Origin of the sequence: Virgibacillus chiguensis (genome assembly GCF_900129865.1) — a bacterium.
GTDB classification, from domain to species: Bacteria; Bacillota; Bacilli; order Bacillales; family Amphibacillaceae; genus Virgibacillus; species Virgibacillus chiguensis.
Genome location: NZ_FQXD01000007.1, coordinates 150,840 through 164,292, shown reverse-complemented (window position 1 = coordinate 164,292; position 13,453 = coordinate 150,840). Strand labels below are relative to the sequence as shown.

Sequence of the window (13,453 nt, the reverse complement as noted above, 5' to 3'; positions counted from 1 at the left end):
GCAATGGATACTTAAAAGCTCCACACGGTGGGATCTTTGTTATTTCAATCGCTAGCAAAATTAAGGGGTTAATTCGCGAAATACTAAAAATACCCATGCACTAATTCTCCTTCTGTTATTAAGCGTTAAAACTTAGATGAAATGTGCGGTAGTTATTACAAATATTGAATAATTACCCATTAAAATTCCTCCTAATAAAAATAGTTATTATAGCACAGGCATTTGTTAATATTATAGTTAATGTTTATCGGGCGCTATTGTTGAAGATCATAAATAGAGAAGAATCCATTTTAATCAGTCTTTTTTTAAAATGGATTCTTTTATGTGCCTTAAAATGAGTTTTTACGGATACTTTTGACTAAACTTTCTTTTAAAGCTGTAGCATTTTATTTCTTTGCATTTGATTCACATATCGCTAATAAAACATTTCATTAATTTCCCATGATTCGACCATTTGATGTGCCACCCTTGGATCGTATCCTTTACCCATCAGATAGGCAATTGCTGCAGTTTCCATCATTACATGAGGGACAGATGTTTTTTGAGCTTCGTTTAAACCGTACTGTACCCACGGTCCAATCTGTGACAATGTTTCTTGTTTGATATGGTGTGGTGTAGTATAAGAACAATACACGATATTACACCCTTTCTAAATGTAGTTAAATATCACAATCCTATTTTATGCACCTTAACTCCTTCCGTGTTAGGTATATACCTACTTATATAAAAAATAATGGATAATAGGGCGTTAAGTAAGTAATAGAAGCAAAATTGTTATTCCACTTGAAGAAATTGTTAATAAAAACTAAATAGCTGCATATGATGATTGCAAACATCTCAATTAGTCTATATAATGCCATTTAATACCCTTAAGGTATGTTACGTAAAGTCTCTCATTCTTATGAGGAATTTATTTTTTTCATATGGAAAGATGTTGAACAACAAATAATTGGGAGATAACAGCAACTAAATATGTAATTCGCTCATCTAAACAAAATCCTTAGGGGGATAAAAACTCCCCCCAAGGATTGAAAACTCTCTTTATAAAAAGCATGAAAATGCATTAAATGGAAGCTTCATAAATCGATTTAACCGCTTGTTGCAATGCTTGGTTAAATTCTTCATCTGTCTGGCTAACATTTAAATCTTGGCTAAGTGCTCGAGAGAAGCTGGCAATTAATCCATCATTTTCTTTTAGTTTGGCGTTTGCTTCATCTCTTGAATAACCACCTGATAACGCAACAACACGCACAACATTTGGATAATCGATAAGCTCTTTATACAAGTTTGGTACAGTAGGGATGGTTAATTTTAGCATTACGAATTCATCTTTCGTTAAGTTATTTAAATGTTTGAGAATTTCTACTTTTAACATCTGCTCGCATTTTTCTTTTTCTGGGCTGTTAATGTCTACCTCTGGCTCAATAATTGGAACTAAACCAGTAGCGATAATTTGTTTACCAACGTCAAATTGTTGATCTACTACAGCTTTAATTCCTTCCGCATTTGCTTCTTTGATCACAGAGCGCATTTTTGTACCGAATATGTGGCGTTCGTTTGCCCGTTTTAATGTTTCGTCAAGGTCTGTAATAGGCTTCATGAGTTGGACGCCATTGGCTTCCTCGGCAAGTCCCTTGTCTACTTTTAGAAAGGGTACAATCCCTTTTTTCTCAGCTAAGTAATCGCCTGTATACATTCCTTCAATTTTACGATCCATTGTTTTTTCAAATAAAATAGCCCCTAAAATGTAATTTGAATCAAATGCAGGCGATGTAATGATTCGTGTACGCATTTCGTGTACTAAATCAAACATTTCATCTTTGTTGGAATAAGCGTCTTCAGAAATTCCGTAAGCAGCTAATGCTTTCGGTGTACTGCCTCCACTTTGATCAAGTGCGGCAATAAAACCTTTGCCGTTTTTCATTTTTTCAAATTGTTGTTGTTGCATGATTTCCACTCCTTTTTAGTAATAGTGCTAGCTTCTTCAGCTCAGAACGAATTATACATAAGAAGGTGACAGAAGCAACAGATTTTAGTGACTGTTCAATCTGGGGAATATAACCTTTGATTTCAAAGGTTCCGTATTAAATAAATGTCTGCCACAAGTAGCTTTTTTTACGATAGACATGCTCTACAACGCAAAAAGCCAGCTTCATTTAAATGAACAGCTCATCTACTATTATTGTAGCACTTACAACAAAAAGGATATAGTTTAACGCATGAAAATGAATTCATTTTACATTAAATCTCTTAGTAATTGTGTTTTGTATGTTGCATAAACGCTTTGTAAGTTTGTGAGCCCCGACTTGTAGCATGTATGATACAATAATAGAAAAATAAGAACAATAAGTATCCGATAATTTAAAGTTTAATATAGAAGTTATTCGAGTAAAATAATGATTTAAAAGCAGTATCTAAACGGAGGGGAATACATATGAAAATAAACAATATATTTTGCGTTGGCCGTAATTATGCAGATCATGCTATCGAGCTAGGGAACGATATACCAGAAAAACCCTTAATTTTTTCAAAACTTACCAACTCGTTGGTAATTGCTGATGGCACTCCTATTGATTTTCCAGCTAACCAAGGCGAAATCCATCATGAATTAGAGATTATTTTATATGTTGGCAAAGATGTTTCAGCAGGAGATAAAGTGGATGATGTAGTGACAAGAATGGCTTTAGGAATTGATTTAACGTTGCGCGATGTGCAAACAGAACTGAAAAAGAAAGGGCATCCATGGCTTCTAGCAAAGGGGTTTAAAAATGCGGCGGTGTATACGAATTTCTGGGATTTTCCTGGACAAACAGCTTGTTTAGAAAACAACTTCACCTTATTACGTGATCAAGAGATAGTGCAGACAGGAAATATTGCTTCCATGATTTTCTCATTTCAAGCAATAATTGATTACTTGCAAGCAAATTTTAGTTTAAAAGCAGGAGATATTATATATACTGGCACACCTGAAGGAGTCGGGCCGATTCATCATGGTGAAACGTATGCATTGAAATGGGGCGAAGAAGTAAAGGGAAGCTTTCGAGTGCGATAGGAAACCATAAGCAGATATTGCCAGCTCATTATTTAGAACTAGCAAGGTTGCTTTCCATTCTTATTTTTTTAGGTACTATCGTATAAACAAAATGTACGGCTTTCACTATAAAGCCTGTTTTCTTAGTAACGATTTTCTCCGCTTTACTCATCTAAAAATATTTCTTCCAGAGAAGGCTCATTTACGTCTACGCGGTAAATATCTATGTTGTATTTACCAAGAGCGCGAATTATTTCCGCAATCTTTTTTTCACTCGTAACATGAATCGTAAACTGGGAAGTTTTCATTTCTAGCTGTGTGCCTGTTAAAGTGAGCCATTGTTCGAGTGTTGGTAAATGAGTAGAGCGGATTGGTGAATGCTTAATAGTTACAGTAATGGTAGATTGATAGTATGCACGTAATTCATCCATGGAGCCCATCTTGCCTATTTTTCCGTCTTTCATAATAGCGATACGGGAACATATCTTTTCTACTTCATCTAAATTGTGGGATGTCATAAAAATAGTTTTTCCTTGTTGATGTAATTGCTGAATTAATTGATGAATGTGAATAACCGATTCCGCATCAAGGCCTGACGTCGGTTCGTCAAGGAAGATTAGTTGCGGGTCATGAATGATTGCTTGAGCAATAGCAAGCTTCTTTTTCATCCCAAATGAAAATTTGCCCGCTTTTTTATGCGCTTGTTCTTCAAGCCCAACAAGTTTTAATATGTCCATACAACGTTCATCAGATACAGGCTTTTCAGAAACAGCTGCTAAAAACTTCAAGTGTTTCATCGCAGTCATAGAAGCATTTAAAGCAGAGTAATCGGGCATGACGCCAATCTGCTTTTTTATGTCATCATTCGGGCCTTGTACGTCTAAAAGAGAGTACGATCCCGAACTAGGTTGGATGATCCCTGTTAGCATATTAATAAAAGTCGATTTTCCCGCACCATTGCGACCTAAAAAACCTAATATTTCTCCTGATTTCACTTGCAAGTCAATCTGATCGACAACCTTGTTTTTTCCAAAGGTTTTCGTTAACTGCTTTGTTTCAATAGCAAACATCTAGCATTCCCTCCTGTTAAATATTGCTATTGCAATAAATAAGATAACACCGACTAATAATAAAATCCCAACAAAATAGAAATTACGATCATTTATATAATAGAAGGGAAGTAGATATTTCATCCAGCTTACCCAAGGATTGGAAGTGAATACAGTCCATGAATTAAAAATAGGAAATGCTATTCCAAGTACAATACTAAGAAACATGGTAAAGCCTGGTTTCGGGATGAGTACGGATAATAAAATAGTGAGAGCAAGATAATACGCAACCAAGCTTGTAGCCTGGAATAAAGTAATCATGTCAAATTTATGTACAAATATGCTAATGACCATGAAGGAAGTAACTAAGCAAACGATCCAAAAAAACCAAATACCTAAAAACTTTCCAATAATGATGGCAGAGCGTGAAGTACGTGTCACTAAAAAACGAATGGTACGCTCATGCATTTCACGATTCATCGTATCATGTGATAGTCCCATAACAAATAGCATACCAAATATAATTAAGAGTCCGGAAATGGCAATTGTGTGAATGCCCTCTAGTTCTTCAGCTGTAAAATCAATATTTGCAGATAATAGCAAATCGGAAAATTTGCCTGAATAATAGGCGGTAATTAAAAATATAGCGATGATAATAATTGGTTTAATTCCTTTAAAAGATTCAATAAACTCTCTTTTGCTAATGGCAAGCATGATTTCTCCTCCTCATTCCAATGTAAGGTTCCGTTCAAAGCGTACTAGCTCAAAACATGAGCATTCCACTTTAATGTACTTTTTGAACAACCTCTGTAAATCTATTATAAATAGCCAACCTTAACGTGAAGCAACTAACACCTTAATTTTTCCTTAATTGATCGATGTTTTGTTTAAGGCGATGGTATGATAAAGAATAGATAAAGTGAATCAATATTTAGAGGGGCTTTTATCCAATCGTGGTTAAATGCTGTTATCTTCTATGGAGACTTGTCCAGCTGTAACTGCCACATCTTGCACTATTTGGTTTATAGTATAAGAAAAACGACGGCAATCGTCTAAAAACTTTGATAAAAGGCCAAGTTCTAAACAGGTTCGATATATCTATCATAAAACTGCTGTTAGGAGTGTTTTTATGCAACATTCTCCATTATTAATTGTGGACGATGAACAAGCCATATTACAAATGCTACAAACTATATTAAGTAAAGAAGGATTCACCCATATTGATGTTACAAAGACGGCTGAAGGGGCTATCCAACTGTGTAAAAGTAAGCAATACGACGTCATTCTATTAGATGTCATGCTGCCTGGGGAGGATGGTTTTGATGTCTGCCCTAAAATTAGAGCTATTTCCGATGCAACTATTTTCTTTTTAACAGCTCGGACGTCCGATTTGGATAAGCTATCTGGTTTTGCGGTAGGAGCGGATGATTATATTACGAAACCGTTCAATCCACTTGAAGTCGTCGCTCGGATAAAGGCGCACTTGCGGAGAAAGCAAGGTCGAACGGCTCACCGTCAAAAAACGTATTATGATGATGGGAATATACGGATCAACACGCTGTCTGCTGAAGTGATGCTGAAAGGGAAAAAAGTTACATTGCCAGCACAAGTGTATCAATTGTTATTATTTTTTTGTCAGCACCCGAATCAAGTGTTTAGTAAAAGCCAGCTTTATGAGCAAGTTTGGGGCGAGGAGTATTTAGGAGAAGATAATACCGTCATGGTACATATACGTAAATTAAGGGAACAAATAGAAGAAAATCCAAGTATGCCTTGCTATGTAATTACCGTGAGAGGGCTTGGTTATAAATTTATACCAAATGGTAAATCACATGCAAATACATAGAAGATTTATCGTGCAATTGCTCTTGCAATTACTGATGCTGTTTGTATTTGCGTTTGTACTCAACATAACGATATTTATCTTAATCTCCTATTTCTCAGAGCAAACAGAGACAGTGGAAGATCTGACAAAGGCTAGTGATCTATTTATTGAAAATCGTGTAGAAGTAAAAGCAGGAACGGCCGAGATCGAACAGGGGTTAAAAATACGAGTGGAAGAACAAGATGGTTGGCTTGCTGTTTTAACAGAAGAAGGCAAAGTCATTGGTTCTCATAACACCCCTCCAAGCTTGAAAGGCAAACGTATGGAAACGTTATTGTATTCTGAAGACAATAATATAAGTACATACTGGGTATGGGGAGAATTTGCAGAAAAGCAGTACTATGTCGTATTTGGCAAACATAAGTGGCAAAAAAATATTATGCAAGCAATAAAAGAAAATATAAGTTGGAAGAATCAAAAGCTGGAGCTTTTAGGGGCGGTAAAAACGAAGCTGGATAAGATAGATGGTTGGGCGTTACTTGTGGATTATACTGGAAAGACATTAGACAGCTATGGGAAAGATGCTCCAACATCTTATCTGACAGAAGATTTAATTGCTATCGAAGCGGATCAAAAATGGAGTCATGCGGAAAGTTATTTTCATGAGCCTTCTCGACTTACTTTAATTGTTGGAAAAGAGCCAACTTCCTCTTCTAGCCTTGCAGGAAACATGGAGGGGAAGATTAGTAATAGTGTCATTGTAGTGGCTGTTTTCGTTATCTTGTTTTTGTTATTGGCCACTTACTGGTATGCACACAAATTTAGCTCCCCATTACTTATGTTTATAAGGTGGCTTCAAAATCTTGGACATGGCATCTATGAGCAACCAGTACATCCAAGAACTGGACAACCTATGTTGTTCAATAAATATGGTGACATAAAAAGAAAGTATCGACTTTATAAAGATCTATTCTTTACGTTAACACAATTAACGGATATTCTACGGGAAAGAGATGTAGAACGAAGACGTATATCACGGTCAAGGGAAGAATGGGTGAGTGGTATCTCTCACGATCTAAAAACACCGTTGGCCTCTATCCAAGGATATGCGAACATGATGGAATCTGATGCGTATTCTTGGAATGAGGCTGAAATAAGAGAATTTGCCTCTGTAATAAGCAAAAAATCAACGTATATGAAAGATCTGATTGAAGATTTAAACTTAACGTATCAATTAAAAAACCGAGAATTGCCTATTTCAAAAGAGCGGACAGACATGAACGAATGTATTCGTAGAACCATTCTTCAGTTTATGAACAATAAGTTGTATGCGGATAAGGAACTTCGCTTTCAACCATCTCACAACGAAATTATCGGTTTCATTGACCGTAAATGGTTTCAGCGAATTATGGATAATGTCATAGCAAATGCAATCAAATATAACCCTGCAGGGACAATGATTACCATATCCACCGAGTTGATCGAGCAGCATGTAATGGTGATTAAGATTGTAGATAATGGTGTGGGCATGGATAACGAAACCGTCAACCGCTTATTTACCCGTTATTATCGAGGTACGAATACCACCGAAACAGATAGCGGAACAGGTCTTGGTATGGCGATTTCCAAACAATTGATTGCACTACACAATGGATCAATTCGGGTGCAAAGTAAGCCAGGAGAGGGGACGGTAATTCGTATTTTATTGCCTTTGGGTTAGGAATAGATCTCTTTATCATTAGAGAGAACAAGGTAGTAACATTAAATGTATTTATAAACAGTTAAGCAGTTACATTTAATGTTACAGGTCCTTGCTTCTTATAAACTACAAGCCTAATTTTTTTGGAACATCATTCATTCATCTCTTCTTATAAATTTTCTTCTCCGTGCTTTTGTCTTTCTTCACGAATTCTAATCAAATAATCTTTTAACATTTTTGCTTCTTCTTTCGTTATGTCAGATAGAAAATTTAAATGCTCTTCTTCACCAAAGGCTAGGTAGGATGGTTTCACACAATAAAATTTTGCTAGTTTTTTTATCATGTCAGGGTTAGGAGTTCGATTTCCCTTTTCGTAACGGGATAAATTAACACTAGAAATTCCTATCAGTTTTGCTGCCTCCTTTTGACCTAGATTTTCTAATTTTCTTAAATGAACGAGTCTTTTTCCAATATCATTCAAAATGCTCACCTCTTTTACCAGTTTGGTAATTTACTGCTTGACATGATCAAGAAAAAAAGCTATTATAAAATTAATTACCAAATTGGTAATTTGCCTTTAGGAATATGAACGGTTCCTTGCTTATTGTGCCTAGAAATAAGCATGTTTTTATATCACTTAGGTATGCCCAATATGCTTCTAATTTAGAAAGTAAAAATTTTCGGTTTTATCGTATATACAAAATGGTGGCTTTTCCAATGAAGCTTTTGACGGTAAGTCAAGTTTTTCTAACATTTGATATTTTGAAAAAAGGCCGTCGCATATTGCGAGATTGAATAGGATTTCAACCTTATAAAGAATGCAAATTTTGGCTTTTACTTACAATTTTGACGCTAAATCAAGTCTACCTTAAACTATGTAAAACATTTGCTCATACAACTATAAGAACAGCAATAGAACTTAGATCTTGTGGTATGAACGAGTCTTTAAGTACGTTTTATTCATTAAATATGCTCATTCGATTTACCTTATAGATGTTCTTTTTCTTATGTCGACTTGAAACAATAATAACACTATTTATTATGTCACAATGACTATTTCCGATTTTGCGTTCTTCATCATGTATTGTTTGTAAAGACAACAAAAACGAACAATTATTGAAAGCGCTATCTTATAGGATGAACGATAAGGAAAACGATGCGTTATTCCTTACTTTCACTTGCGCGTTGGGAAAGTGTAACACTTTTAGGATTTATCGTATAAGCACAAAACATTGACATTTCATCGCCATAATGACATCGCAAGCTTTTCAAAAATAAAGTTTTTAAGTGTACCGGACGAGTTGAAATGAAACATACTAAATGAGCTTTTGCACCATAAAAAGTATAAAAGTAAGGGTCTATCGAATAAAGAATAATACAGCGTCTTTCTTTATAAAGAATTGGCAATATGTCAAGTTTTTATATGGGACGACAAACAGCGGGGAAGAAGATGAAAAAGTTTTATATGATTGAAAATTCGCTTTACACTTCTACATAGTTATGGGGGTGGCATACTAGTATGAAAGTGAAAGAAACAATAGACTATAGTCAATTTGAATTTTTATCGTATTTTACGAGAGCGGAATTATTTGATTTAGAGAACTTTTTGTTTTTAAGAACATATAAAAAGAACCAATTATTATTTATGGAAGGTGATCCTAGAGAGAGGATTTATTTTTTAAAGGAAGGGTTTGTAAAATTAGAAAAAGTTAGTTCGGAAGGAACCATGCTTTATGTTGACTATGTAAGAGCATATAATATGTTTCCGTACGGTGGTTTTTTTAAAGATAATTTTTATCATTTCTCAGCATCTGCGCTAACGGATATCGTTGTTTATTATATCCCCACAAGAATTTTAGAAGAAAAGGCAATGTATAATACGAAGCAAATTTTCGCTATCATTCATCATTTATCGAAAATTTTGGAATATCATGAAAATCGCCTCCAAACTTTAACCACTTCAAACGTAAGAGATAGGGTAGAGCAGTCTCTAGCATGTTTGATCAAAGATTTTGGTTATAAGGATAACGGGAGGTGGATTATCGATTTACCAATGACGTTAACGGAGCTGTCGAAATTAACAGGAGCGTCTCGTGAAACTGTTTCGCATATTTATAATGATTTAAAGAAATCCGGTATTCTTATATTAAAGGACAGGCGTTTTATTATATATGATAGGGATTATTTTACCGTGTAGGAAACCATAAAACCAGTATGGCTGTTCATGAGCGAACACCTATTTATCTCTTATAATGTGGTGTTGTAAGTTTCACGATAATGAGAAGTTGTTATCTGGTGAAGGCTAGAAAGCAGTAGCGCTTTATTTTTTTCGTTTAGATGCCTTTAGGTCATATCATTGCACTGTAGGAAAGTATGAAAGTTTAAAGGTTCATAGTATAAGCAAAACCTACGCCTTTCACCATAAGGACTTGGAGACAGTCTAAGTTTTTCCAATAAAAGCAACAAGCGATCATGTATAATTGTGATTTATTGAACAAATAAGGAGGGAAAGAAAATGAATATTCTACGGGAGGCGGAAGATCTAATAAGAAATGTAATACAGCAAGCGGTTTTAAAAACGGAGTGGATAGAGAAAATATCGGATGTTCCTCCAATTGTCTTGGAAAAGCCAAACAACGACCAGCACGGGGATTACGCAACGAATATTGCGATGCAACTAACAAAAGTGGCAAAGCAACCGCCAAGACAAATTGCCCAAGCTATTGTCGACCACATCGATGTAGCGGGTACATATATACAGAAGGTGGACATTGCTGGACCTGGTTTTATTAATATTTTTATAGACTATGATTATTTAACACCGTTAGTACCATATATATTGGAAGAACAAGCGAATTATGGCAAGCATGATACGAAAGATTATCGTATTCAAATTGAGTTTGTTTCTGCCAATCCTACAGGGGATCTTCATTTAGGGCATGCTCGTGGTGCGAGTTATGGAGATGCGCTTGGTAACGTATTGGAAGCTGCTGGTTATCACGTCGAGCGAGAATATTATATCAATGACGCTGGGAATCAAATGCATAACCTTGCTTTATCAGTGGAAGCGCGGTATATGCAAGCGCTAGGACGAGAAGCGGAAATGCCAGCAGATGGCTATTACGGGCAAGACATTATCGATATTGGGAAAAAATTAGCTGCAGATGAAGGCGATGTATGGTTGCACAAACCGAAAGAAGAGCGTTTAGCCTATTTTCGGCGCTACGGATTAGACTTTGAATTGAAAAAGATCGAGCATGATTTAAACCAATTTCGGGTGCCATTTGACCAATGGTTTTCGGAAATGTCTTTATATGAAAAGGGCAAAGTAGATCAAGCACTTGATAAAATGCGCACATCTGGTGACATTTATGAACAGGATGGTGCTACATGGTTTCGGACGACAAAATATGGCGACGATAAAGATCGCGTCGTTATTAAATCAGATGGCAGCTACACGTATTTAGCGTCTGATATTGCTTACCATAATGATAAACTGGAGCGTGGTTTTGATCAGTTAATTAACGTATGGGGAGCAGATCATCATGGCTATGTTCCGCGAATGGAAGCGGCAATCCAAGCATTAGGGTATCCAAAAGAGAAGTTGGAGACGGAGATTATTCAAATGGTGAATTTATTTGAAGACGGCGAGCGAGTGAAAATGAGTAAGCGGTCTGGAAAGGCGCTCACACTAAGGCAACTAATGGAAGACGTAGGCGTTGATGCCATGCGTTACATGATGAATACGCGCTCTTGTGATACACATTTGGATTTTGATATAAAACTTGCCCGTTCCCAATCAAATGACAACCCGGTTTATTATGTACAATATGCCCATGCACGCATTTGTACGTTACTAGATAAAGCCGAAGCAAGTGGGTATGCTTATGAAAAGTATGATAGTTCTTTATTAAAACAAACGAGTGAAATAAACTTGTTAAAGCTATTAGCTTCATTTCCGCAACTGGTGTTGGACGCCGCGGAGAAACGAATTCCGCATAAAATAACGCAGTACGCATTTGATGTAGCTTCTCAATTGCACAGTTTCTATAATGCAGAGAAAGTGTTAGATGAAAGTCAGTTAGAAGTAACGAAAGCAAGGCTAGCGTTGCTACAAGCAGTTAAAATAACGCTTGACAACGCACTTCGTATGGTTGGTGTACATGCACCAGAAAAAATGTAAAATATTTTACATGAGAAGCCGAACAATCTAATGATAATTGTTCGGCTATTTGTATTGCAAAATATGTGTAGAAGTTCGCTCCTGTTCGTCTAAAAATGTTCGCCACCTCATCTATAAAATAGAACGAGAGGGTGTAAGAACAAAATAACCACACGCTAAATGTGAATAAATTCACATTTAGCGTGTGGTTTTCTTATACAAAAGTTGTCGATATTTGCCAGTGAGATAAAGAAAAATTTCACAACTTTACCGTAATCGCTTACACACCAGGGGAAACGAAAGAAAACTAAGATAGATAGTGAAAGATAAAACATTTATTTTAGGAGGTCATTAAAATGAAACATCCATTACATGTTACGTCAGAAATTGGTGAATTACAAACTGTTTTATTACATCGGCCAGGTGAGGAAGTTGAAAATTTAACTCCTGAGTACTTACAACATTTGCTATTTGATGACATTCCATATTTACCTCTTATTCAAAAAGAACATGATTACTTTGCTCAAACATTACGCAATCGAGGAATAGAAGTGTTGTACCTTACAACTTTATTGACAGAAGCACTTCATACAGATGACTTAAAAAAGAAATTTGTGGCAGATGTGCTTAAGGAATCCAATTTAAGCATGAATGGTTCTTCGCAACAAATTGTTGATTATTTACTATCGTTTGAAACAGAAGCAATGGTTAAAAAAATAATGGCTGGTATTAGGAAATCAGAGATTCCAGTAAATAAAAAGACGCATTTGTATGAGTTATTAGATGACCATTATCCATTCTATTTAGACCCAATGCCGAATTTATATTTTACGAGGGATCCAGCAGCAACGATTGGCAATGGTTTAACGATTAATACGATGCGAGAAGTAGCTAGGAGGAGAGAATCCTTATTTATGAGCTACATTATTCATCATCATCCAAGATATGCGCAATATGATATTCCAATCTGGTTAGACAGAGACTACCCGCATCCAATCGAAGGTGGCGATGAGCTTGTGTTAAGCAAGGATACCGTTGCTATTGGAATTAGTGCTAGAACAGCGGCGAAATCTATTGAACGGTTAGCTGTCAACCTGTTTAAACGACAAGCAGATATGAAACGAGTCGTTGCTGTTGAAATACCAAAATCCAGAGCGTTCATGCATTTAGACACTGTTTTCACAATGGTGGATTACGATAAATTCACCATTCATCCAGAAATTCAAAATAAAAAAGGCGAAATGAATATTTATATTCTTGAAAAAGGAAGAGATGAAGATACAGTCAAGATTACCCACAAAACGAATTTAATGGAGGCGTTGAAAGAGGCGCTAGGTTTGAAGGAAGTAACGTTAATTCCATGTGGTGGTGGGGATGTTATTGCGGCACCAAGAGAACAATGGAACGATGGATCGAACACATTGGCGATTGCACCAGGCGTCGTTGTCACATATGACCGAAACTATGTTTCCAATAAACTACTTCGCGAACATGGAATCGAAGTTATAGAGGTTATCAGTTCTGAATTATCTAGAGGGCGTGGCGGTCCGCGTTGTATGAGTATGCCGCTTGTTCGTAAAGATATCTAAATCAATTCTAGGTGAAAGAAGAATAGGGAAGAAACAGTTTTTGTGAGATTTTGATCAAATGAATGTGGATAGAAGAAGGAACATCTTATCCATTTACC

11 protein-coding genes are annotated in these 13,453 nt (G+C 36.0%); 6 read left to right on the top strand and 5 right to left on the bottom strand.

Annotation, left to right across the window (positions count from 1 at the left end):
• Nucleotides 1-415: 415 nt before the first annotated feature.
• Together BUB45_RS10140 and BUB45_RS10135 are read right to left on the bottom strand one after the other, a co-directional pair.
• The gene (locus BUB45_RS10140) at nt 416-634 is read right to left on the bottom strand and encodes a hypothetical protein (protein ID WP_073008366.1); all 219 of its coding nucleotides are present in this window, start codon (nt 632-634) and stop codon (nt 416-418) included.
• Between the two features lie 429 nt (nt 635-1,063).
• Nucleotides 1,064-1,948 carry a fructose bisphosphate aldolase gene (locus BUB45_RS10135; protein ID WP_073008363.1) on the bottom strand — a complete coding sequence of 295 codons (885 nt, stop codon included), beginning with the start codon at nt 1,946-1,948 and terminating at the stop codon, nt 1,064-1,066.
• A gap of 486 nt (nt 1,949-2,434) precedes the next feature.
• On the opposite strand from BUB45_RS10135, the gene BUB45_RS10130 reads away from it, so the two are divergent.
• On the top strand, nt 2,435-3,052 hold the full coding sequence (locus tag BUB45_RS10130) for a fumarylacetoacetate hydrolase family protein (RefSeq protein WP_170861741.1): 618 nt from the start codon (nt 2,435-2,437) through the stop codon (nt 3,050-3,052).
• Nucleotides 3,053-3,195: 143 nt separating this feature from the next.
• On the opposite strand, the gene BUB45_RS10125 is transcribed toward BUB45_RS10130, so the two are convergent.
• Nucleotides 3,196-4,101: an ABC transporter ATP-binding protein gene (locus BUB45_RS10125; protein ID WP_073008357.1), complete on the bottom strand. Its 906-nt coding sequence runs from the start codon at nt 4,099-4,101 to the stop codon at nt 3,196-3,198.
• The gene (locus BUB45_RS10120) at nt 4,102-4,794 is read right to left on the bottom strand and encodes an ABC transporter permease (protein WP_073008354.1); all 693 of its coding nucleotides are present in this window, start codon (nt 4,792-4,794) and stop codon (nt 4,102-4,104) included.
• A 415-nt stretch (nt 4,795-5,209) separates the two neighbouring features.
• Here BUB45_RS10120 and BUB45_RS10115 point away from each other — a divergent pair, with 415 nt between their 5' ends.
• On the top strand, nt 5,210-5,926 hold the full coding sequence (locus tag BUB45_RS10115) for a response regulator transcription factor (protein WP_073008351.1): 717 nt from the start codon (nt 5,210-5,212) through the stop codon (nt 5,924-5,926).
• Nucleotides 5,913-7,625: a sensor histidine kinase gene (locus tag BUB45_RS10110; RefSeq protein WP_073008347.1), complete on the top strand. Its 1,713-nt coding sequence runs from the start codon at nt 5,913-5,915 to the stop codon at nt 7,623-7,625. Before BUB45_RS10115 ends, BUB45_RS10110 begins: the two co-directional genes overlap by 14 nt.
• Before the next feature lie 148 nt (nt 7,626-7,773).
• Here the strand turns inward: BUB45_RS10110 and BUB45_RS10105 are convergent, their stop codons facing one another.
• Nucleotides 7,774-8,085: a helix-turn-helix domain-containing protein gene (locus BUB45_RS10105; protein ID WP_073008344.1), complete on the bottom strand. Its 312-nt coding sequence runs from the start codon at nt 8,083-8,085 to the stop codon at nt 7,774-7,776.
• 1,038 nt (nt 8,086-9,123) lie between these two features.
• On the opposite strand from BUB45_RS10105, the gene BUB45_RS10100 reads away from it, so the two are divergent.
• The 3 genes from BUB45_RS10100 (at nt 9,124) to arcA (ending at nt 13,355) form a co-directional block, all read left to right on the top strand.
• A complete protein-coding gene (locus BUB45_RS10100) occupies nt 9,124-9,801 on the top strand; it encodes a Crp/Fnr family transcriptional regulator (protein ID WP_073008341.1) in 678 nt (225 codons plus the stop codon).
• Between the two features lie 318 nt (nt 9,802-10,119).
• Complete coding sequence (gene argS, locus BUB45_RS10095; RefSeq protein WP_073008338.1) at nt 10,120-11,787, top strand: arginine--tRNA ligase; 1,668 nt, start codon at nt 10,120-10,122, stop codon at nt 11,785-11,787.
• Nucleotides 11,788-12,122: 335 nt separating this feature from the next.
• On the top strand, nt 12,123-13,355 hold the full coding sequence (arcA, locus tag BUB45_RS10090) for an arginine deiminase (RefSeq protein WP_073008335.1): 1,233 nt from the start codon (nt 12,123-12,125) through the stop codon (nt 13,353-13,355).
• Nucleotides 13,356-13,453 lie beyond the last annotated feature (98 nt).

Coding starts and splice junctions, on each gene's coding strand:
- arcA (WP_073008335.1), top strand. CDS start 12,123: ATGAAACATCCATTACATGTTACGTCAGAAATTGGTGAATTACAAACT.
- BUB45_RS10120 (WP_073008354.1), bottom strand. CDS start 4,794: ATGCTTGCCATTAGCAAAAGAGAGTTTATTGAATCTTTTAAAGGAATT.
- argS (WP_073008338.1), top strand. CDS start 10,120: ATGAATATTCTACGGGAGGCGGAAGATCTAATAAGAAATGTAATACAG.
- BUB45_RS10130 (WP_170861741.1), top strand. CDS start 2,435: ATGAAAATAAACAATATATTTTGCGTTGGCCGTAATTATGCAGATCAT.
- BUB45_RS10135 (WP_073008363.1), bottom strand. CDS start 1,948: ATGCAACAACAACAATTTGAAAAAATGAAAAACGGCAAAGGTTTTATT.
- BUB45_RS10125 (WP_073008357.1), bottom strand. CDS start 4,101: ATGTTTGCTATTGAAACAAAGCAGTTAACGAAAACCTTTGGAAAAAAC.
- BUB45_RS10115 (WP_073008351.1), top strand. CDS start 5,210: ATGCAACATTCTCCATTATTAATTGTGGACGATGAACAAGCCATATTA.
- BUB45_RS10100 (WP_073008341.1), top strand. CDS start 9,124: ATGAAAGTGAAAGAAACAATAGACTATAGTCAATTTGAATTTTTATCG.
- BUB45_RS10110 (WP_073008347.1), top strand. CDS start 5,913: ATGCAAATACATAGAAGATTTATCGTGCAATTGCTCTTGCAATTACTG.